General features: G+C 74.8%; 14 protein-coding genes and 2 pseudogenes. 6 read left to right on the top strand and 10 right to left on the bottom strand.

From position 1 onward, the window contains the following. Positions 1-60: 60 nt before the first annotated feature. Positions 61-6,204, top strand: a pseudogene (locus tag ABZW03_RS08315) (amino acid adenylation domain-containing protein); the annotation flags it as partial. A 351-nt stretch (positions 6,205-6,555) separates the two neighbouring features. Here ABZW03_RS08315 and ABZW03_RS08320 read toward each other — a convergent pair. From ABZW03_RS08320 to ABZW03_RS08355, 8 genes and pseudogenes are all read right to left on the bottom strand, one after another. Next, positions 6,556-6,966: pseudogene (locus ABZW03_RS08320) on the bottom strand (hypothetical protein); the annotation flags it as partial. Positions 6,967-7,042: 76 nt separating this feature from the next. Further along, positions 7,043-7,672, bottom strand: coding sequence for a hypothetical protein (locus ABZW03_RS08325; RefSeq protein ID WP_355253852.1), 630 nt, complete (start codon positions 7,670-7,672; stop codon positions 7,043-7,045). Between the two features lie 126 nt (positions 7,673-7,798). Beyond that, positions 7,799-8,488: a DUF305 domain-containing protein gene (locus ABZW03_RS08330; RefSeq protein ID WP_355253854.1), complete on the bottom strand. Its 690-nt coding sequence runs from the start codon at positions 8,486-8,488 to the stop codon at positions 7,799-7,801. 98 nt (positions 8,489-8,586) lie between these two features. After that, positions 8,587-9,942: an MFS transporter gene (locus ABZW03_RS08335; protein WP_355253856.1), complete on the bottom strand. Its 1,356-nt coding sequence runs from the start codon at positions 9,940-9,942 to the stop codon at positions 8,587-8,589. A gap of 137 nt (positions 9,943-10,079) precedes the next feature. Continuing rightward, on the bottom strand, positions 10,080-11,324 hold the full coding sequence (locus ABZW03_RS08340) for an MFS transporter (protein WP_355253882.1): 1,245 nt from the start codon (positions 11,322-11,324) through the stop codon (positions 10,080-10,082). Between the two features lie 50 nt (positions 11,325-11,374). Then, a complete protein-coding gene (locus ABZW03_RS08345) occupies positions 11,375-12,511 on the bottom strand; it encodes a PLP-dependent cysteine synthase family protein (RefSeq protein WP_355253858.1) in 1,137 nt (378 codons plus the stop codon). A gap of 113 nt (positions 12,512-12,624) precedes the next feature. Then, positions 12,625-13,116, bottom strand: a complete 492-nt coding sequence (locus tag ABZW03_RS08350) for a hypothetical protein (RefSeq protein ID WP_355253860.1) — start codon at positions 13,114-13,116, stop codon at positions 12,625-12,627. A 122-nt stretch (positions 13,117-13,238) separates the two neighbouring features. Then, on the bottom strand, positions 13,239-13,598 hold the full coding sequence (locus ABZW03_RS08355; protein WP_355253862.1) for a metalloregulator ArsR/SmtB family transcription factor: 360 nt from the start codon (positions 13,596-13,598) through the stop codon (positions 13,239-13,241). A 113-nt stretch (positions 13,599-13,711) separates the two neighbouring features. Here ABZW03_RS08355 and ABZW03_RS08360 point away from each other — a divergent pair, with 113 nt between their 5' ends. Next, positions 13,712-14,791, top strand: a complete 1,080-nt coding sequence (locus tag ABZW03_RS08360) for a cation diffusion facilitator family transporter (protein WP_355253864.1) — start codon at positions 13,712-13,714, stop codon at positions 14,789-14,791. A gap of 253 nt (positions 14,792-15,044) precedes the next feature. Here the strand turns inward: ABZW03_RS08360 and ABZW03_RS08365 are convergent, their stop codons facing one another. Together ABZW03_RS08365 and ABZW03_RS08370 are read right to left on the bottom strand one after the other, a co-directional pair. Continuing rightward, positions 15,045-15,785 carry a class I SAM-dependent methyltransferase gene (locus ABZW03_RS08365; protein ID WP_355253866.1) on the bottom strand — a complete coding sequence of 247 codons (741 nt, stop codon included), beginning with the start codon at positions 15,783-15,785 and terminating at the stop codon, positions 15,045-15,047. 199 nt (positions 15,786-15,984) lie between these two features. Next, on the bottom strand, positions 15,985-16,587 hold the full coding sequence (locus tag ABZW03_RS08370; RefSeq protein ID WP_355253868.1) for a hypothetical protein: 603 nt from the start codon (positions 16,585-16,587) through the stop codon (positions 15,985-15,987). A gap of 495 nt (positions 16,588-17,082) precedes the next feature. Here ABZW03_RS08370 and ABZW03_RS08375 point away from each other — a divergent pair, with 495 nt between their 5' ends. From ABZW03_RS08375 to ABZW03_RS08390, 4 genes are all read left to right on the top strand, one after another. Beyond that, complete coding sequence (locus tag ABZW03_RS08375; protein WP_355253870.1) at positions 17,083-17,460, top strand: PadR family transcriptional regulator; 378 nt, start codon at positions 17,083-17,085, stop codon at positions 17,458-17,460. Further along, on the top strand, positions 17,457-18,035 hold the full coding sequence (locus ABZW03_RS08380) for a hypothetical protein (protein WP_355253872.1): 579 nt from the start codon (positions 17,457-17,459) through the stop codon (positions 18,033-18,035). The genes ABZW03_RS08375 and ABZW03_RS08380 overlap by 4 nt, the downstream gene beginning before the upstream one ends. Before the next feature lie 236 nt (positions 18,036-18,271). Then, complete coding sequence (locus tag ABZW03_RS08385) at positions 18,272-19,015, top strand: ABC transporter ATP-binding protein (RefSeq protein WP_355253874.1); 744 nt, start codon at positions 18,272-18,274, stop codon at positions 19,013-19,015. Further along, positions 19,009-21,381: ABC transporter permease (locus ABZW03_RS08390; protein WP_355253876.1), on the top strand; the 2,373-nt coding region annotated here is incomplete at its 3' end. The genes ABZW03_RS08385 and ABZW03_RS08390, both read left to right, overlap by 7 nt.

A 21,381-nucleotide genomic window follows, 5' to 3' on the forward strand; every position in this document is an offset into this window, starting at 1 on the left:
GAAGTTAGATTAGGCTAACCTAAGTAAGGCGTTCCGGATCCCCGAGGAGCTCTCCACCCCATGCCTGCCGTCGAAACCCAGATCGCCGACAGCCCGATCGCCGACCGTCGGAGCGCTGAAGTCCCGCTGCTCGCCGCCCAGGCCGCCATCTGGTACGCCCAGGCCCTCGACCCCGCGAGCCCGGTCTACAACACCGGCGACGCCGTCGAGATCACCGGCCCGCTCGACGAGGACCGGTTCGAGCAGGCGCTGCGGCAGGCGGTGGACGAGGCGCAGGCGCTCGGCGCCGTCGTCGTCACCGGCCCCGACGGCACGCCCCGCCAGCAGCTGCGCCCCGGCCGCGGCTGGCCGCTGCGCCGCCTCGACCTGCGCGCCGCCGCCGACCCGGTCGCCGAGGCCGAGGCCTGGATGCGCGCCGACCTCGCCCGTCCGGCCGACCTCGCCGAGGGCCCGCTGTTCACCCACGCGCTCATCCGGCTCACCGGGGACCGCCGGATCTGGTACCGCCGCATCCACCACCTCGCCGTCGACGCCTACGCGTTGACCCTCCTCGGCGACCGGGTCGCCGCCCTCTACACCGCCCTCACCGCCGGCGCCGAACCCGCCCCGAACCCCTTCGCCGCCCTCGCCGAGGCCGCCGCCGAGGAGGCCGCGTACCGCGAGAGCCCGGAGTACGAGGCCGACCGCGCCCACTGGTCCGCCCGGATGGCCGACGCCGACACCCCGGCCACCCTCCCGGACCTGCCCGGCGCCGACACCCCCGAGCCCACCGGCGTCACCGAGCCCACCGGTGTCACCGAAGCCGCCTCCGGCGAGTCGATCCGCCTCACCGCCGACCTGCCCGCCGGCACCCGCGACCGCCTGGAGCGCGCCGCCGGCACCGTCCGCGCCACCTGGGCCGAGCTGCTCCTCGCCGCCGCGGCCGGTTACCTGCACCGCCTGACCGGCACCCAGGACGTCGTCCTCGGCCTGCCGCTCGCCAACCGCCGCGGCCCGGCCGCCCTGCGCACCCCCGTCGCCGCCGCCAACGTGCTCCCGCTGCGCCTCGCCGTCCGCCCCGCCGACAGCGCCGAGGCCCTGCTGCGCGCCGTGGTCCGGGAGCTGCGCGCCGTCCGCCGCCACCAGCGCTACCCGCTGGAGGACCTGCGCCGGGACCTCGCCCGCACCGGCGACCGCCGCGCCCTGTTCGGCCCGATGGTCAACATCAAGGCCTTCGAGAGCGACCTCGACCTGGCCGGCCTGCCCGGCACCGTCCGCAACCTCGCCGCCGGCCCGGTCGACGACCTCGCCCTGAACGTCTCGCCCGGCCCGGACGGCGCGCTGCGCCTGGTCATCGACGCCGCCCCGGCCCGCTACGGCGCCGCCTCCCTCGCCGCCCACCGCGACGGCCTGCTGCGCTACCTCGACGCCCTCGCCGACCTGCTGCTCACCGACCCGCGGGCGCCGATCGCCCGGATCGACCTGCTCGGCCCGGACGCCCTGCGCCGCGCCACCGAGGGCCGTACCGAGCCCCCGGTCGGGCGGACCGTGCCCGAGCTGTTCGCCGCCCAGGCCGCCCGCACCCCGGACGCCGTCGCCGTCCGCTCCGGCGCGAGTGCGCTGACCTACCGGCAGCTCGACGCTGTAGCCGACCGGCTGGCCCGCCGGCTGGCCGCCCTCGGCGTCCGGAGCGGCGCGCCGGTCGCGATCGCCCTGCCGCGCGGCACCGACACCCTGGTCGCGATGCTCGCCGTCCTCAAGGCGGGCGGCGCCTGCGTCTCCCTCGACCTCGCCCACCCCGCCCAGCGCCTGGCCGCCGTCCTGGCCGACGCGCGCCCGGTCTGCGCGATCGGCACCGCGGAGTCCCTCGCCGGGCTCGACCTGCCCGCCGGTCTGCCCACCGTCCGGCCGGACGCCGGCGGGACCGGTCGCGAGGGCGCAGCCTCTCTGCCCGCGCCGCACCTGCACCAGCCCGCCTACGTGCTGCACACCTCAGGCTCCACCGGCCGCCCCAAGGGCGTGGTCGTCACCCACGCCTCGCTGGCCAACCTGCACGCCGGCCTCGGCGAGGACCACATCGCCCCCGCCGTGCGCCGCACCGGCCGGGACCGGCTGCGCGTCGCCCACAGCGCCTCCTTCGCCTTCGACGCCTCCTGGGACCCGGTGCTCTGGATGGTCCACGGCCACGAGCTCCACCTGCTGGACGACGCCACCTACCGCGACCCGGCCGCGCTCGCCGCCCACCTCGACCGCGAGCGCATCGACTACCTCGACCTCACCCCCTCCTACCTCGAAGTCCTGCTCGCCGAAGGCATCCTGGACGAGGGACGGCACCGCCCGTCGGTCCTCGTGGTCGGCGGCGAGGCCACCCCGCCCGCGCTCTGGCAGCGCCTGACCGCCGTCCCCGGCCTGCACCCGGTCGACCTCTACGGCCCGACCGAGACCACCGTCGACGCCTACGCCTGGACCCCGGGCCCGGACGGCGCGCCGCGCGGCCGGGTGGTGCGCGGCTCCCGCGCCTACGTCCTGGACGGCTCGCTGCGCCCCGCGCCCGACGGCGTCACCGGCGAGCTGTACGTGGCCGGCGCCTGCCTGGCCCGCGGCTACCTCGGCCGCCCCGACCTCACAGCCGAGCGCTTCCTCGCCGACCCGTTCGGCCCGCCCGGCAGCCGGATGTACCGCACCGGCGACCTCGCCCGGCGGCGCCCGGACGGCACCCTGGAGTTCCTCGGCCGCGCCGACGACCAGGTGAAGATCCGCGGCTTCCGGATCGAGCCCGGGGAGATCGCCGCCGTCCTCGCCGAACTCCCCGGCGTCGCCCAGGCGGTGGTGATCGCCCGGCCCGGTCCGCAGGGCAAGCGCCTGCTCGGCTACGCCGTCCCGGAGCACGGCAGCACGCCCGACCCGGACGGGCTGCGCGCCGCGCTCGCCGCCCGGCTGCCCGCGCACATGGTCCCGGCGGCCGTCCTGCTGCTGGACGAACTGCCGCGCACCGCCCACGACAAGCTCGACCACCGCGCCCTGCCCGAACCGGCCGTGGCCGCCGCAGGCGCCGCGGCGGCCACGCCCCAGGAGGAGCTGGTCTGCGGCCTGTTCGCCGAGGTCCTCGGCCTGCCGCAGGCGCCCGGCCGGGACGCCTCCTTCTTCGACCTCGGCGGCCACTCGCTGCTCGCCGGGCGCCTGGCCGCCCGGCTGCGCGACACCTTCGGCGCCCCGGTCGGCTTCGCCGACGTGTTCCGGCAGCCGACCCCGGCGGGCCTCGCCGCCCTGCTCGGTGGAACGGCCGGCGCGGGTACGGCCCTCGAGGAACCGCGCTCGGCCCCGGTGCCGGTCCCGCGCACCGAACGGATGCCGCTCTCGCCCGCCCAGCGCGGCCTGTGGTTCCTGCACCGCCTCGAAGGCCCCAGTCCCACCTACAACATCCCGCTGGCGCTCACCCTCGCCGGTCCGCTCGACCGGGCCGCCCTCACCCTCGCCCTCGGTGACCTCGTGGCCCGGCACGAAGTCCTGCGCACCGTCTACGGGGAGGAGCCGGACGGCACGCCGTACCAGCGCATCCTGCCTCCGACGCCCCTGGAACTGCACGACGGCACCGCCGAATTGGCGGAGGCCGTCCGGCACGCCTTCGACCTGACCGCCGAACCGCCGCTGCGCGCCACGCTGTTCGCCGAGGGCCCCGAGCGGCACACCCTGCTCCTGCTGCTCCACCACATCGCGAGCGACGGCGCCTCCACCACCCCGCTGCTGCGCGACCTGGCCGCCGCCTACACCGCCAGGACCGCTGGAAAGGCACCCGAACTCCCCGAACTTACCGTCCAGTTCGCCGACCACGCGGCTTGGCAGCGCGAGCGGCTCGGCACCGCCGACGCACCCACCCCGCTCGCCGTCCGGCAGGTGGAGCACTGGCGCGCCGCGCTCGCCGGACTGCCCGACCAGCTGGAGCTGCCGCTCGACCGCCCCCGCCCGGCCGTCGCGGGCCACCGGGGCGCCACCGTGCCCTTCGCGCTCGGCGCCGAGGCGCACGCCGCCCTGGCCGGGCTCGCCCGGGCCGCCGACAGCACCGTCTTCATGGCCGTCCAAGCCGGGCTCGCCGCCCTGCTCACCCGGCACGGCGCCGGCACCGACATCCCGGTCGGCACCCCGCTGGCCGGCCGCGAGGACGAGCGGACCGCCGCGCTGGTCGGCTACTTCGTCAACTCGGTGGTGCTGCGCACCGACACCTCCGGCGACCCCACCTTCCGCGAGCTGCTGGCCCGGGTCCGGGGCACCGTGCTCGCCGCGCACGAGCACGGCGAACTGCCCTTCGACCGCCTGGTGGAGGAGCTCAACCCGGCCCGCTCGCTCGCCCGCCACCCGCTGTTCCAGGTGATGCTCGCCTGGCAGAGCCGCCCGGACGAGCGGATCGCCCTGGGCGGCGGCCTCACCGCCGAGATCGCCGCGATCCCCAGCGGCACCGCCAAGTTCGACCTCACCCTCAACGCCGGGGAGCTGGCCGACGGCGGCATCGGCGGCTTCCTGGAGTACCGCACCGACCTCTTCGACGCCGCCACCGCGGCCGCCCTCGGGGAGCGCCTGACCAGGCTGCTCACCGCCGCCGCTAGTGCCCCCGACACCCCGATCCGCCGGCTGCCGCTGATCGGCGAGGAGGAGCGGCTGCGCGCCCTGGTCGAGTGGAACGGGGACCCCGTCACCTCCGCGTCGAGCGCGACTCTGCCCGAGCTCTTCGAGGCGGCCGCCGCCGCCAACCCGAAGGCCGTCGCGGTCAGTTACCGGGACGAGCAGCTCGACTACACCGAACTCGCCGCCCGCGCCGACCGGTTGGCCCGGTTGCTGGCCGCCGAGGGCATCGGCCCCGGAACCATCGTCGCGCTCGCCCTGCCGCGCTCGCTCGAACTCGTCGTCGCCCTGCTGGCGGTGGCCAAGTCCGGCGCCGCGTACCTGCCGCTCGACCCCGACTACCCGGCCGACCGCCTCGCCTACATGCTGGCCGACGCCGCCCCCGCCGCCCTGCTCACCGACCGCGCCACCGCGCCCCGGCTGCCCGCCCACGAGGTGCGCGAAATCCTGGTCGACGGACCGGAGTCCGCCGCCTTCCCCGCCGCCCCGCTGGAGCAGCACGAGCGCACCCGCCCGCTGGGCGCCGAGGACATCGCGTACGTCATCTACACCTCGGGCTCCACCGGCCGCCCCAAGGGCGTGCCGGTCACCCACCGCAACGTGGTCCGGCTGTTCGGCGCCACCGACCACTGGTTCGGCTTCGGCGCCGAGGACGTCTGGACGCTGTTCCACTCCTACGCCTTCGACTTCTCGGTCTGGGAGCTGTGGGGCGCCCTGCTGCACGGCGGCCGACTGGTCGTCGTCCCGCACCTGGTCAGCCGCGACCCGGCGGCCTTCCTGGAGCTGCTCGCCCGCGAGCGGGTCACCGTGCTCAACCAGACGCCGTCCGCCTTCTACCAGCTCAGCGCCGCCGACCGGGACCGCCCCGGCAGCGAACTCGCCCTGCGCTACGTGGTGTTCGGCGGCGAGGCGCTCGAACTCGGCCGGCTGGACGACTGGTACGACCGGCACGCCGAGGACGCGCCCACCCTGGTCAACATGTATGGCATCACCGAGACCACCGTGCACGTCTCGTACATCGCCCTGGACCGGGCGAGCGCCGCGGCCGGGAGCAGCAGCACCATCGGCGTGAACATCCCCGACCTGCGGGTCTACGTCCTCGACCAGCACCTCCAGCCCGTCCCGCCCGGCGTCACCGGCGAGATGTACGTGGCCGGGGCGGGCCTGGCCCGCGGCTACCTCGGCCGCCCCGAGCTGACCGCCACCCGCTTCGTCGCCGACCCGTACGCCGAGCTGTTCGGCGAGCGCGGCACCCGGATGTACCGTTCGGGGGACCTCGCCCGGCGCCGCGCCGACGGCGTGCTGGAGTACTTCGGCCGGGCCGACCAGCAGGTCAAGCTGCGCGGCTTCCGGATCGAACTCGGCGAGATCGAGGCCGTGCTGGCCGCCCACCCGGCCGTCGCCGACGCCGCGGTGGTGGTCCGCGAGGACGTGCCGGGGGACAAGCGGCTGGTCGGGTACGTGGTCGGCGGCGCCGAACCCGAGGCGCTGCGCGCCCACGCCGCCGCCGAACTGCCCGCCCACATGGTGCCCTCCGCTGTGGTGCCGCTCGACCGCCTCCCGCTGACCGCCAACGGCAAGCTCGACCGCCGCGCCCTGCCCGCCCCCGAGGCCCCCGCCGCAGGCGCCGGTGGTGTTCCGGCGGCGCCACCACCAGGCACCGCCGGCCGCGACGGCCAGGACCGCGACGACGCCGATGACGATCGGGGTGGCGGAGGAGCCGTCGTCCTTCGTGGTGTCGGCCGCGGCCTGGGTCGGCGTGGCGGCCGCGGAGGACGGTGCCGGGGCCTGAGGAGTCGCCGTGGCGGCAGCCGAGGTGGCGGGTGCGGCCGGGGTCGCCGCGGGCGCGGTGGCCGCCGGGCTCGGCGCGACCGGCGTGGCACCGGGCGCGGCGGGCTTGAGGGCGAGGACCGGCGCGGGCTTGTCCGGCTTGACGCCGTTCTCGGGGATCTCGATCCAGCGGTCGACCCGGCCGTCGCTGTAGGTCTGCAGGGTCTTGAAGGCGAGCTGCTCGGCGTCGGGCAGCTGCTTCACCGTGATCTTGTACGCGACGTCCTTGCCGGGCGTCACCGCGGGGCCCGAAACCGTGTAGCCGTCCTCGCCGGCGGCGAGCTTCCAGCCGTCCGGCGCCTCCGCGAGCGCGACGTCCGCGGGGGCGATGCCCGTCGGCAGGACGACGCGCAGCGAGGTGACACCGGCGGTGGTGGACTCGGCTTCGGCGTTGAAGGCGATGGTGACGTCGGTGGCCAGCGCCTGCGCGCCCTCGGACTCGACCTCGACGTGGGCGAAGGCCGGGGTGGCCAGGGTGAGCACGCCGGCGACGGCGGCCGCGACGGCGGCGGCCCGGGCGGTGGTGCGGATGCGGTTCATGGAAGGGGTTCTCCGGAGCAGGGGTGTCCGGCACCCGGCCGACGGTGCGGCGGGTGTTCCGGAGCGGTGACGGGTGTCAGGTCGGAAGGTGCCCCGTCGCGGGAGGCCCCCTGCGCAGGAACGTGTGGACGGTCAGGCGGCCCGGCGCCCCGTGCACGAGTGTGGTGAACGGTCGCAGTGGCCGGGGTCTCGATGGCCGCACCGTGACCAGCAGCGGCCGACCGACTCGTCGCAGGGCGCGGCGCGCCGCCCTGGCGAGGGTGGCCGGAAGTGCCCACCAGGCCTGGTCGGCCCGGTGGACCAGGCCGCCCACCAGGAGGGCGGCGACCAGGTGCGCCGTGAGCATGGCCGCGCCGCCGTGGTGGCCCGTGCCCGCTCCGCCCGGCGCCGGGTGGTGGTGCGCGGGCGGCGGAGTCAGCAGGACGTGCAGCAGACCCTGACCGCCGGCGGTCCAGGCCAACCAGAACGGCTGGGAACGCCGCCGACGCGCAGCGGCGAGCGTGCCGGCGAAAAGCAGCGCCGCCCCCAGCATCATCGGTCCGGCCTCGAACGGTACGTCGGTGGCCAGATGGTGGCCCGCCGCTCCGAGCGCGGTGGCCACGCCCGTGAACAGCGCCGCCCTGCCCGCGGGCAGCGGACGGTAACCGGGGCGCGCCTCGGCGGGCGGCGGCACGGCTCTGTCGTGGGGGGCGGGTACGGCGTTCACGGCCCGCACATCATCCCCTGTTTCCGTGCTGCGCGATGCCGCCGGGTCACCCCGTGGGGACGCTCCCCGGGATCGGACCGGCCAGACCGCGTCGCCGGCCGGGATCGAAGTACCTGTCCGGTCTCCTCAGAGCTGCGCCGCGCCGCGTTCGGCGAGCATGTCGTTCATGAGGTCGATGTCGGCGGCCTGTCCGTTGGCGATCTTCTCGGCGAGGTGGCGGACGTCGTTCTGCTTGCCGCGCTCCAGCAGACCGCGGGCCATGTCGACGCCGCTGCGGTGGTGGGCGATCATGAGCCGGAGGAAGGTGATCTCGGCGTCCCGTCCGCTCAGGGCGGACAGGGCGGTGAGCTGGGTGTTGGTGGCCATGCCGGGCATCAGGGCGCCGTCCTGCGGGGCGGGCAGGTCGTGGCCCATCCAGGCCATGGGGCGGCGGGGGCTGGTGGGGTCGAGCTGCCAGTGCTGGAGCCAGCCGAGCATCATGCCGCGCTGGTTGGACTGGCTGGTGATGATGTCGTAGGCGAGGAGACGGACGGCGGGGTCGCCGGTGTGGTCGCGGACGATGGTGGCCATCTCGACGGCCTGGGCGTGGTGGATCATCATGTCCCGGCAGAAGTCGGCGTCCGCCGAGACGTCGGCCACCTCGACCGCGGCCCTGGCGTCGGCCTGCCCGGTGACGGCCACGGTGGCGAACACGGTAGCGCAGGCCAGCGCGAGCGCCCCGCCGACCAGCGGCCAGCGCCAGGGGCGGCCGGTGCGGGGCGCCTCGGCCGGTGCCTCGACGGCGGGCTCGGTCTCCTGCTGGGGTGCGCTGGGCATCAGGGGCTTCCTCGGTTGGATCGACCGTGTGTTTGCTGGGGGAAGGCTAGTGTGAACCCGGCCCGGCGGGAACGCGCGGGCCGGGTTCACAGGCCGGTTCAGACGCCGACGGTCCGGCGGGGCCAGCGGTCGTGCAGCCGGTCGATGACGAAGTCGTGGCCGTGACGCCAGCCGTCCGCGGTCTGCTGGGCGTCGGCGAGGTGCGGGTGGTCCTCGGGCAGGTCCTGGTGGACGTGCCCGAGGCTGGCGGGGTCGCGGCGGGGCCAGATCGTGGTGGCGGTGACGGTCGCGGCCAGCGCGATGCCGCCGAGGACGACGGCGGTGACGGGCAGTCCGGCGCCCGCGGCGAGCCAACCGGCCAGCGGGTAGGTGAGCAGCCAGCAGCTGTGGGAGAGGGAGAACTGGGCCGCGAAGGCGGCGGGCAGGTCGGCGTCGGCGGCGGAGCGGCGGATGACCCGCCCGCCGGGGGTGAGCACGGCGGAGCACGCCGCCCCGATCGCCGCCCAGGCCACCAGGAGCGCGACCCAGGTCCAGGTGCCGGCCGAGGCGGCGGTGACGGCCGCGACGGCCGCCAGGATCAGCGGCAGCGCGTAGGCGGCGGGCAGCATGACCGCGCGGTCGCTGAGCCTTCGCAGGAGCCGGGGCAGGGCGAGCGCGGCCAGGATGGAGCCGACGCCGTAGGCGCCGAGGGCGAGGGAGACGAACCCGGTGGCCTTGTGGAAGTGGCCCTGGACGATGACGACGGTGTTGACGAAGACGATGGCCCCGGCGGCGGCCACCGCCAGGTCGAGGGCGAGCAGGGCGCGCAGGCGCGGGGTCGCCCAGTACAGCCGGGTCCCGAAGACGGCCTTGGTGTAGACGCCGCCGGTGCGCTCGACGGGCTTGGCCTTCGGCAGGACGGCCGAGACGACCAGCGCTGCCGAGGCGAGGAAGCCGATCGAGGTGCCGGCGAAGAGCCAGTTGTAGCTGACCACGGTCAGCAGCAGTGCGGCGAGCGCCGGGCTGAACAGGCTCTCCAGGTCGTAGGCGATGCGGGTCATCGACAGCGCCTGGGTGTAGTCGCGCTCCTCGGGCAGCACCTCGGGGATGGCGGCGGTGAAGGTCGGTGTGAACGCGGCCGAGGCGGACTGCAGCAGGAAGATCAGGACGTAGACCTGCCAGACCTGGGTTACGAACGGCAGGGTGAGCGCGACCCCCGCCCGGGTGAGGTCCATCGCCACCATCACGGCCCGCCGGGGTATCCGGTCGGCGAAGGCGCCGAGCACGGGGGCGATGCCGACGTAGGCGATCATCTTGATCGCCAGTGCGGTGCCGAGGACGGCGGAGGCGTCGTCCCCGGCGATCCGGTACGCGAGCAGGCTGAGCGCCACGGTCGCCAGGCCGGTGCCGACCAGGGCGACGACCTGGGCGGTGAACAGGTGGCGGTAGGTGCGGTTGCGCAGTACGGCGAACATGCGGGCGCGTCCTTGCGTTCGGAGGCGTGAGCACGTTCAGACTAGCCGACGTGTGCGCATATAAGCACACGTATGTTTGAAGGACCCGCCCGATCCGGACGGTCGACCTCGCGTCCGTCCGGATCGGGCGGGCCGATTCACGCGGACGCGAGCTCGGGCTTCGGCGCGCCCGCGCGAAGGGAACCGGTGCGTGCCAGCCCGGCGACCGCCAGCGCGCACAGCAGGCCCGTACCGGTCAGGGCGAGCCAGACGACGGCCGGCGCGCCGGCCGCGTGCGCCCGGTCCCACAGGGCACCCACGGCCAGGTTGCCCACCGTGATGCCGAGGCCGGCGAAGGTGTTGTACAGGCCGTAGTGGGTGGCCACCAGCCGACCGCGGGCGAGGGCGACGACGGTGTCCATTTCGAACGGGTACAGCACCGCGGTCGCCAGCGCGATCAGGGCCGCCGCCGCGAACAGCGGCGCCAGGCGGAACGCGGCCCCCGCCGCTCCCCCTGCCGCCGACCGGCCGTCGAGCAGCAGGGGAGCGAAGGCCAGGCCCATCAGGGCCAGCCCGCGCACCAGTGCCCGTTCAGGGCTCCAGCGGGCCTTCGCCCAGGCGGTGATGCGCATCTGCCCCGCCGCGGCGACCAGGGCCGACAGGGCGAACAGGGCGCTGGTGACCGCCTGCCCGTGGGCGCCCGCGAGGCCCTGCGCGGCGAGCGGCAGCGCCAGGTAGACCTGGAAGGACAGCACGTAGGAGCCGATCATCGCGGACGAGAACAGCAGGAACGGCCGGTTGGCGACGACACTCCGCCAGTCCGCGAGCACGCTGCCGCCGGCGCCCGCCTCGCCGTCCGGAACCGGTGCGTCCGCCCGGGCCGTCCGGGCGGCGGGCAGCTGCCGGGCCTGCACGGCCGTGAGGACGGCGAACAGCCCGGCCGCGACGGAGCACACCACCCGGAAGTCGACCGACAACAGCGCGAGGCCGACCAGCGGTCCGGCGAACACGCCCGCCTGGTAGAAGACGTTGAACGCGGCGAAGGCCTCGACGCGCCGCCCGTCGGCCTCGGCGGCGAGGTGGGCGCGGACGGCGGGGTTGAACAGTGCCCCGGCGAAGCCGGTCATGGCGGAGGCGGCGAGCAGGGCGGGCAGCTCGGCGCTGAAGCCGAGCAGGGCGAAACCGGCGGTGCGCAGGGCGCAGCCGGCCAGCATGACGGGGATGCAGCCGAGGCGGTCGGCGAGGGTGCCGCCGACGAGGAACAGGCCCTGCTGGGAGAGGTTGCGGACACCGAGGACCAGGCCGACGGTGGAGGCGGCCATGGCGAGGTCGTCCGCGAGGTGTGCGGCCAGGTAGGGCATCAGCATGTAGAAGGCGGTGTTGATGGTGAACTGCTGGATCATCAGGAGCCGCACGGCGGGGTTGAAGGAGCGCAGGGCGCGCAGGGTGGCGGTCACCGGGCCGCCTCCTCGCCGCCGGACGCGGCGGCCTTCAGCGCGCAGCGGGTCCAGCGCTCGACGGTGCGGTCGCCGGGGTGGGCGATCTCGTCCGGCGCGGAGGCGGGCGGGTGGCCGAGGAGGTCGTGGGCGCGGCAGTAGCCGTCGTCGTAGACGGTGTCGGTGTAGCGGTGGATACCGTCGGGGAAGACTACGGCGATCCGGGTGCCGGCCGGGTGCGTACGGGCGATCCATCCGGCGACCAGGGCGACGGCGCCGACCGACCAGCCCCCGGTGGCGTAGTGGTGGCGGGCCAGGGTGCGGCAGGTCCAGACGGCCTCGTTCGGCGCGACCCAGTGGACCTCGTCGAACGCGGCGTGGTCGACGTTTCCGGGGTGGATGCTGCTGCCCAGACCGCGCATCAGCCGCGGGCCGGCGGGCTGGCCGAAGATCGTGGAGCGTACGGAGTCCACCCCGACCAGCCGCAGGCGCGGGTCGAGGGCGCGCAGCGTTCGGGCGGTGCCCGCCGAGTGCCCGCCGGTGCCGACAGCCGCGACCAGGACGTCCACACCGCCCAGCTGCAGGGCCAGTTCGAGGCCGAGCGTGGTGTAGGCATCGGCGTTGTCGGGGTTGTTGTACTGGTCCGGGCACCAGGCGCCCGGCAGCTCGGCGAGCAGCCGGGCGACCCGCTCGCGGCGGGCCTGCTGCCAGCCACCGACCGGGTGGGGCCGGGCCACGGTGTCCACGGTGGCGCCGTGGGCGCGCAGCTGGTGGACCACCATCGGCTCCATCCCGGGGTCGGTGACCAGGGTGACGGGGTGGCCGTAGGTGATGCCGGCGAGCGCGAGTCCCAGGCCGAGGGTGCCGGAGGTCGACTCCACGATCGGGGCGCCGGGGGTGAGGTCGCCGCGTTCGCGGGCGCGACCGACCATGTGCAGCGCCGGGCGGTCCTTGATGCCGCCGGGGTTGCAGCCCTCCAGCTTCGCGAAGAAGCCCCGGCCGGCCGGGGCGAAGGGCTCGCCGATCCACACGACCGGGGTGTTCCCGACGTGCGCGGCGGCGCGGGGGTGGTGGGAGGCGGCGGCGGGCAGGGCGCGGCCGGTGGGGGCCGGAACGGCGAAGGGCAGGGCCGTGCGAGGAGTGAGAGTGTGCATGGCGTGGTCTTCCCGCGGCCCCCGGAACACGGTCGGGCCGCCGTCGAAACGGAGCTGGACACGGCGGCGCCTCCGCCTGGCCGTACGGTCGGCGGCGGACGGCGCGGGGCCGGTCAGTTCCGGCTGACGCAGACCAGGGTGAGCAGACGGGTCCCCGAAGGCGGGGCCGGGGCTCTGGCCCGGTCGCCGCGCACGGGCGGCACGGCACGGGCGCCGGCGAGCGCGGCTTCGGACAGCGCTGCGGCCAGGGCGAGGAGCGCGGCCAGCAGGAGCAGAGTGGTGACCGGCGTGCGGGGATCAGGTGGCCACTGGTCGCCGTCGGGGTGCCCCGAACCGTGCTCGCCGCCCGCGTCCGGCAGGTCGACAGCGGTCTGCGATGCGGGCCCGCCCGGGTCCGCGATCGCCGGGTCCGGTGCGTGATGGTCGAGCCGCTCCGGTGTCACATCGTCGGAGCCGGGGCAGGCGGTCAGCACTATCGCATTGATCGTCTCGCCGGCATCGTGGCCGGCCCCGACGATCAGATGACCGTGCGTGAACAGGGCGGTCAGCAGCAGCGCGAGGACCAGCCACGCTCGCCGCCTACCCTGCCCCGCCCTCCGCTCCACCCGCCCGATCGTATACGCCAAGTCATGAACAGTGACCCACCGTACTCATTCGAGTGATGTCGGTGCCGGCCTCGGAACCGCAGAGGTGGACGCTCGGCGCCCGATGTGGCGGCCGGGCGGCGTCAGGTGTGCCAGGGCATGCCGGTGACCTGGTGGTCGGCGTGGTTCAGCGCCTCGACGACCAGTCGGCGCAGGTGGCCGTCCCGCAGGGAGTAGACCGCGCGCCGCCCGTCCCGGCGGGTCTCCACCAGTCCGGCCAGACGCAGCTTCGCCAGGTGCTGACTCACCGACGGACGGGCCGCCCCGCAGGCGGCCGCGAGCGCGGTCACGTCCGCCTCCTCCCCCGCGAGCAGCCACAGCAGGTGGAGCCGGGTGGGATCGGCCAGCAGCGCGAACACCGTACCGGCTGCGGCGAGCTGCTCCTCGCTCGGCGCACGCTGGTGCGAACCACTTGCAACTGGAACGTCTCCGCGCTGTGCCATGCGCCCATCCTAGGACGCCACAACGGACCACCGGCACATCGCGTGCACACATACGCACATGAAGGTAAAATGTGCCCGTCCCCCTGCCAGCGGCCGATCCACGGGAGGCCGCCATGAGCGAACCCGAGCACCGGCACGACCACGGTCAGCACGGCCACGACGGGCACCACAGCCACGACCACCCGCACCACCACGAGGGCGCCGCGCGGTGGCGTCACCGGCTCTCCCACCTGGTCACCCCGCACTCGCACGACAGCAGCGACAAGGTCGACTCCGCCATGGAGGCCACCACCGAGGGGATCCGGACCCTGTGGATCTCCCTCGCGGTCCTCGGCGCCACCGCGGTGGTCCAGCTCGCGGTCGCCCTCCGCTCCGGCTCGATCGCCCTGCTCGGCGACACCGTCCACAACTTCGCCGACGCCCTGACCGCCGTCCCGCTCGGCATCGCCTTCGTCCTCGGGCGCCGACCCGCCTCCCGCGGCTACACCTACGGTTACGGCCGTGCGGAGGACCTCGCCGGGATCGCGATCGTGCTCACCATCGCCGCCTCCGCCGCCCTGGCCGCCTACGAGTCCGTCCAGCGACTGATCAACCCGCGCGACATCACCCACCTGTGGGCGGTCGCCGGAGCGGCCGTCGTCGGCTTCCTCGGCAACGAGTGGGTCGCCCGCTACCGCATCACCACCGGCCGCCGCATCGGCTCCGCCGCGCTGGTGGCCGACGGCCTCCATGCCCGCACCGACGGCTTCACCTCGCTCGCCGTCCTCCTCGGCGCCGGCGGAGCCGCCCTCGGATGGCAGCTGGCCGACCCCGTCGTGGGCCTGCTCATCACCCTCGCGATCCTGGTGGTCCTGCGTGACGCCGCCCGCGAGGTCTACCGCCGCATCATGGACGCCGTCGACCCCGCCCTCCTCGACGCCGCCGAAGCCGGCCTACGCGCCGTCGACGGCGTCCTGGACGTCGGACAGGTCCGGATGCGCTGGCTCGGCCACCGCTTGCGCGCCGAGGCGGACGTCGTCGTCGACGACACCCTGACCGTCGGCCAGGCCCACGACATCGCCATCGACGCCGAACACGCCCTCATGCACGCCGTCCCCCGCCTCACCGCCGCCACCGTCCACACGGACCCGGCCGCCCGCTCCGGCCGCGCCCACCACGCCGCCCGCACCGGGCACCCCGCCGACACGTCCTGACCCGACCGGAATCGAGCCGGCGATGCCACGCACGACTCCGCACCGACGACGCCGTGTCGGACGCGGACGACCAGCAGGCGGGGAACACCGGGGGCGCAGCCGCCACCGCGCCGCCCGGTTCGTTCCGTGAACGAGCCGCCCGGCACGGCGACCGGCTGGTCCGATCGCCGTCCGGTCTCCCGTCACGGCGACGCGAAGCCCGTCCGGCGATCTCAGCCGGCCCGGTTCCGACCGGGCCGAAGGAGGGCCGCGTTCATGCCCGCCGGAACACGAGCAGCTCGGTCCGCCCGCCGCTGAGCGGCACGAAATGGCCGCCCAGGAGCGACAGGCCACGCTGAGCCAGCCGGTCGAGGAGCCACGAGCGAGAGATCATGCCGTAGATGGTCGCCCGGCTGGAAACCCAGTGCTTCGTCATCGCGTCGTCGAGGCAGTCCTCGTTCACCACGTCGAACGCGACGGTTCCGCCCGGGCGCACGACCCGGGCCATCTCGTCGATGTAGCCGATCGCCACGACGAGCGGGATGTAGACGAACAGCTTGTGGGCGTGCACGAGGTCCACCGACTCGGTGGCGGTGGCACTCAGGGTGTGCCCGTCGGTGGGTCGCACGGCCGCGTTCGGCAGTGACCTCAGGCGGGGCAGCCAGTCCGCAGCCGTCTCGTAGATCTCGTAGGTGCCCGGGTGCGTCGCGGCGATCACCCTGGCCGCGTACCGGCCCGACCCCGCGCCGATCTCGCACACGCGCTCCACGTGCTCACCGAGATCCGCCAGCCGCAGCAGAGCGTCCACACTCTCGGCGGTCGCGCCCGGAGCGGCGCTGTAGCGGTCGATGTAGTCCTCGACGGATATCCCGGCCCGCCGGGCCGCCGTCAGCGTCTTGCGGGCGGACAGGAACGGCTGGATCGCCGGGTCGTCACTGTGCCCACGAACCACCTGTACACCGAAGTGTCGCAGCGCACGGTTCAATCCGTCGCGAGTGGTACCGAACACGGACATGCCTACCTCCATGGTGGAACCTCGTAGGATTTGCGGGCCTTCGCGAGGAAACGGCTCGGGCAGTCGCGAGGGCGACCGGTACGGACCCGTCTGCGGGCAGAGCGACGCATGGCATGGCACATGACGCTCCGGCCCCGAAGCGGAATGGCACGTCGGATCGTGCGTACCAGGTGTCACAGGTGCGTGGACGCGCCGCGGGTCAGGGGGCGCAGGGCTGTACGCGGTCCAGCAGAACGGTCAGGGAGTGTGCCTGAGGTGGTGCCGTGGAGGGCACGAGGGCAGGCCCCGCGACGGGTGGCGCGGGCGTGGAAAGGGCACGCCACGCCGGCCCCAGCGCGATGAGCAGGTAGTCGCGCCACCGACGAGCGGTGGCCGTGAACACCACGGACAGACGGGCGGGCAACTCACCCGCGCCGCGGAACAGAGCGGCCAGGGCGAGAGCGGCGAGGAAGTGCATCGCAGCCATGACCACGGTGTTGTGGTGCCAGGCGGACGGCAGGTGGCGGTGGCCGTCCGACGCCGCGGTCGGCAGGTCGGTGTCGGTGAGCCCCAGCCAGGCGGGCAGGAAGGCCTGCACTCCGGCGAGGCCGAGGATGCTCCAGCGCGGTGTCCCTGCTCGCAGTACGGCGTAGGCGGCGACGGTGAGAACCGCTGCCGCGAGGGTGAGCGCGGGCCACGAGATCGCCGAGTCCGTCAGCGCGTGGTGCAGGCCGCCCGCCAGGGCACTCCCCCCGAGGGCATGGCCGAGTGCGCGGACGGCGGTGCCGTCCACGGTACGGGCGCGAGTTCGGGAGGCAGGCATGTCCGGCCCATTGTGGCCCATCTCCCTTGCCCCCGAAGGGCTTTCATTCAGATCCGGAAGCTCGGCCCGCACGCCGAACGGATCGATGCCTCACCATACGACCCGGCATCCGACCGGACGGAGGAGATGTCCAGTGACCACCAGGGCGCCGTGGACGGACCGGTTGGCGACCTGGCCGTCGGGGAGCCTCACGTGCACGCAGTCGATGAACATCACCGGACAGACGGGTCCGGCGACCGGTTCTGCCGTTCGGCCGAGCGGAGTGGAGTGGATCGACCGGCGTCCGGCGTTCGCCTTCGCGCTCGCGGGAGACCGACGAGACGGGCTCTGCCCCGCGGTGCGAAGATCCGCGCCGCGGCAGCCGTGGCGATCGGGCCCCGATGCGGGTCGGGGTGACACACGGCGGCGCACTGTTTCGGCGGGTGCGCGGAGCAGTCACTTGCGAAACAGTCACTATCTTGCGGCACCAGACAGTCGGCGACTATCATGCACCGCATGGCAATGCCTCGGACCGGACAGGGCACCGGCGAGCAGCGACACAGCCAGCTGCTTCGCGGCGTGCTCGACCTCTGCCTGTTGGCACTGCTCGCGGAGCGGCCGCGCTACGGCTTCGAGATCGTCGAGGCCCTGGCCGAACGCGGGCTGGAGCTGGTGAGCGAGGGCAGCGTCTATCCGCTGCTGGCGCGGGTGGAGAAGGCCGGCCTGGCCGAGAGCTACCGCGCACCGTCCGCCTCGGGCGGTGCACCACGCAAGTACTACCGCCTCACCGGGACGGGGCACGCCGAGCTGCTCGCCGGACAGGTGGAGTGGCGGAGATTTTCGGAAGCGGTCGACCGGGTGCTGCCCGATGGCCGCAGAGGGGGGACCGCATGACGATGGATCAGGTCATCGACCGCTGCCGCAGCGAGTGGATGTTCAGCGACGTGACCGAGGAAGAGGTCGAGGACATGGTCGCCGAACTTCGGGACCACCTTCAGGACGCGGTACTCGTCGGCCGGACGCCGCAGTCCGTGGTGGGTGGGGACGTCACCGCGTTCGCGGCGGACTGGGCCGCCGCCCGGCGCACGCACGTACGCCACGGCGCCGGGCGGCGCCTGGCCGGCCACGCCTACGCCGGCTCCGTCGCGCTCCTCGTGGCCGGCCACCTGATCGGCTGGACCGGCCGGGTGGAGATCGTGCCCGCCTCCCTTGCGGCTGTCGCGCTCTTCGCCTCCGTGATGACCTTCACCCCCTACTGGCGCGCCCTGCTCCACTGGCCTCTGTGGCGATGGACGGCGCTCTCCTTCGCGGGCTCGGCCGTGCTGCTCGCGCTCTACCTGGTCGGCGGCCGTCCCGTCCTCCTGGGCGTTCCACTGTGGGGAACATTCGCGTTCCTGTTGCCGGGTCTCGGCCTTGCCGCCCTGTCCGCCGCGCGTCGAAACCGGGTGAGCGGCTCCGCCCGGCCCTGATACCGGAGCTCGCGCGCTTGCGATGACTCGCCCCGCGCGGGGCCCGGCAACACCGATGCCCCGCCAGGAGTGCCAACGCGGCGATGCCGGCCGTACCGAGTCCGACCGACGCATCGGGCGGCGCCGGCGGGCGCCATGACGCCGGCGGCGATGACGGTCAGGCGATCGGGCGTCGCCCCACTGAAGCGGAATCAGCCGTTGCACTCGGTGTGGCATACGAGGTCTACTTGCCCCCCGTGATCCACTCTGACCTCGCTGTCGAACTCCGCTCGGTCTCCAAGACCTACCGCTCCGGCCCGGAGCCCGTCACCGGCCTGGACCGGGTCGACCTCGGCTTCGCCTACGGAACCTTCACCGCCGTCATGGGGCCGTCCGGTTCGGGAAAGTCCACGCTGCTGCGCTCGGCGGCCGGACTGGAGGGCGTCGACGACGGCGAGGTCCTCGTCGACGGCACCCGGCTCGACGGACTGAAGGACAAGGAGTTGACGGTCCTGCGCCGGGAGAAGGTCGGGTTCGTCTTCCAGTCCTTCAACCTGCTGCCCTCGCTGACGGCCGCCCAGAACGTCGCGCTCCCGTTGAAGCTGGCCGGCAAACGGCCGAGCCGGGCGGAGGTGATGTCCGCGCTCACCTCCGTCGGGCTGGCGGAGCGGGCCGGCCACCGCCCCGGCGAACTCTCCGGCGGCCAACAGCAACGGGTGGCCATCGCCCGGGCGCTCGTCACCCGCCCCGCGGTGGTCCTCGCCGACGAACCGACCGGCGCGCTCGACTCCAAGAGCGGCCGCGAGGTGCTCGCGCTGCTGCGCGGCCTGGCGGACGACGCCGGGCGGGCCGTGGTGATGGTCACCCACGACCCGTTCGCCGCGGCCTGCGCGGACCGCGTGGTCTTCCTCAACGACGGCCGGCTCTCCGGGGAGCTCGACGACCCCGCCCCCGAGTCCGTCGCCGCCCGCATGACGAGCCTGGAGGCCCTGGCGTGCTGAGCGTGGCCCTCTCCACGCTGCGGGTGCGCTGGGCGTCGTTCGTTGGCACTTTCCTCGCACTCGCCCTCGGCGTCGGCCTCATGACGACGGCCATCCCGGTGATCGCCGCCACCGGCGCGGTCGCCGACCCGACCCAACACCGCTACTGCGCCGCTCCCGTCGTCGTCGTGCCGAACACCACCGTCGACGTGGCCGACCACTCCGGTCAGGTACAGCGCACCGCCGTCGCCCAGCAGCCCGGGCTGCCCGCGGCCGTGGTCGCGGCGGTCACCCGCACCGGCCGGGTCATCGAGGACCACAGCTTCCACGCCCGGCTCGCGGGCGGCCCGAAGGACCAGGTCGGGCGTAACTGGTCGGCCGCCGAGGCCGGCGGATACCGGCTGACGGCGGGCCGGGCCCCTGGCGCGCAGGGCGAGGTCGTGGTCGGCGGCGGCCCGGCCTCCCTGGTCGGCCGCACACTCCCGCTGCTCACCGCAGCCGGACCGCACACCGTCACCGTCATCGGCGTCACCGACGCAGTCCCGTACGAGCACGCGGTCTTCTTCTCCGACGACGAGGCCGCGCGTCTCTCCCCCGCCGTCGACGCCCTGGCCGCCTACGGCCCGGCCGAAGCGGTGCGGCAGGCCGTCGCCGACGGCTTCGGCCGCGCGACGGCCCCCGCGCTGGTCCTCACCGGAAAGGAACGCGCGACCGCCGACCCGCACCACGCCGCTCTGCTCGCCCTGATGGACAGCGTCGACACCCCGCTCGGGCTGGCCGCCGCCGTGGCCGGCTTCGTCGCCGTGTTCGTGGTCGCCGGCACCTTCGCCCTGTCCATCGCCCAGCGCCGCCGGGAACTCGCGCTGCTGCGGCTGGTCGGCTCCACCCGCCGCCAACTGCGGCGCCTGATCCATGCCGAGGCCCTCCTGGTCGGCCTGCTCGCCTCCGCCGCGGGCTGCGCACTCGGGCTGATCGGCACCCCGCTGTGCCGGAGCTGGCTGATCTCCCACGCGATCGTCACCGAGGACTTCGCCGTCCCCGTGCCGTGGTGGACGCAGCTCACCGCCGCCGCGATCGGAATGACCACCGCCGTGACGGGCGTCGTCGCCGCGTCCTGGCGCGCGAGCCGGATCGGCCCCGGTGAGGCGCTGCTCGAAGCCACCGTGGAACGCCGGCCGCGCGCGGCCCACCTGATCCGGTGGATCGCCGGCGGCGCCGTCCTCGCCGCCGGGATCGCGGCCGTCACCGGCATCGCCGCCACCCAGCCGGAGGCGGGCGCGAACGCGGCGGCCGCCGCCTCGCTCGTGCTGCTGATCGTCGGCGCCTTCGTCACGCTCTCCGGGGTCCTGGCGGGCCCGGTGATCCGGCTGTTGACCGCCCTGCCCGCAGCGGCCGCGGCCCGGCGCGACCGCGCGTCGGCCGAGCCCGGCGGGGTGGTGTGGACGACCGCGAGGCAGAGTGCGCTGACGGCGTTCCGCCGCACCGCCTCCACCACCACACCTGTCGTCATCGTCGTCAGCCTGGCCGGCTGCCTGCTGGGCACGATGGCCACCATCAACGCCGCCCAGGTCACCACCGTCCGCGAACAGCTCTCCCGCACCGACTTCGTCGTCCTGCCCGCCGGAGGCCCCGGACTCAGCCGGGCGGCGGTGGAGCGGGTCCGTGCCGTCCCCGGGACCACCACGATGGTCACCACGCCCACCACCGTGTTCGCCGCCCGGGACCTCGAAGCGGCCGTCGCCCGTCCCGGTGTCGCCGTCGACTCCGCCGCCCTCGCTTCCCTCGCCGAGGTGCGGCTCGCCTCGGGCACGCTCGCCGACCTCGGCCCGGACGCGATCGTCGTCGGCAGCCAGTGGCCGGGTTCACCCCGCACCGGCGACCGGCTGCCCGTCTGGCTGGCCGACGGCACCCCCCGGACGCTGCGGGTGGCCGCCGTCCTCGCCCCTGGGAACGACCCCGTCCAGGCCTACCTGGACTCCGCCCACGGCGGCACCGCCTTGCCCAGCCGGATCACCGTCCGGCTCGCCCCCGGCACGGACCCCGCCGCGACGGCCGCGTCTCTGACGGCCGCCGTCCAGGGCCTCGGCGCCCGGGTGGCCACCCCGGCCGAGGTGTCGGCCGCCGCCACCGACGCCAACGAGGAGAGCTCACGCAACGGCATGCTGATGATCCTCGGCCTGTCCGTCCTGTACGCCCTGGTCGCGCTCGCCAACACCCTGGTCATGACCGTCACCGACCGCCGACGCGAACTCGCGCTGCTGCGCCTGGCCGGCGCCACCCGGGCGCAGGCGCTGGCGGCCGTCGCCGTGGAGACGCTGCTGTGCGTCGCCGCGGGGGCCGTCCTCGGCGCCCTCGCCTCGGCCGTCAGCATCGGCGGGTCCTGGGCC

Source organism: Kitasatospora sp. NPDC004799 (assembly GCF_040609095.1).
Classification (GTDB): Bacteria; Actinomycetota; Actinomycetes; order Streptomycetales; family Streptomycetaceae; genus Kitasatospora.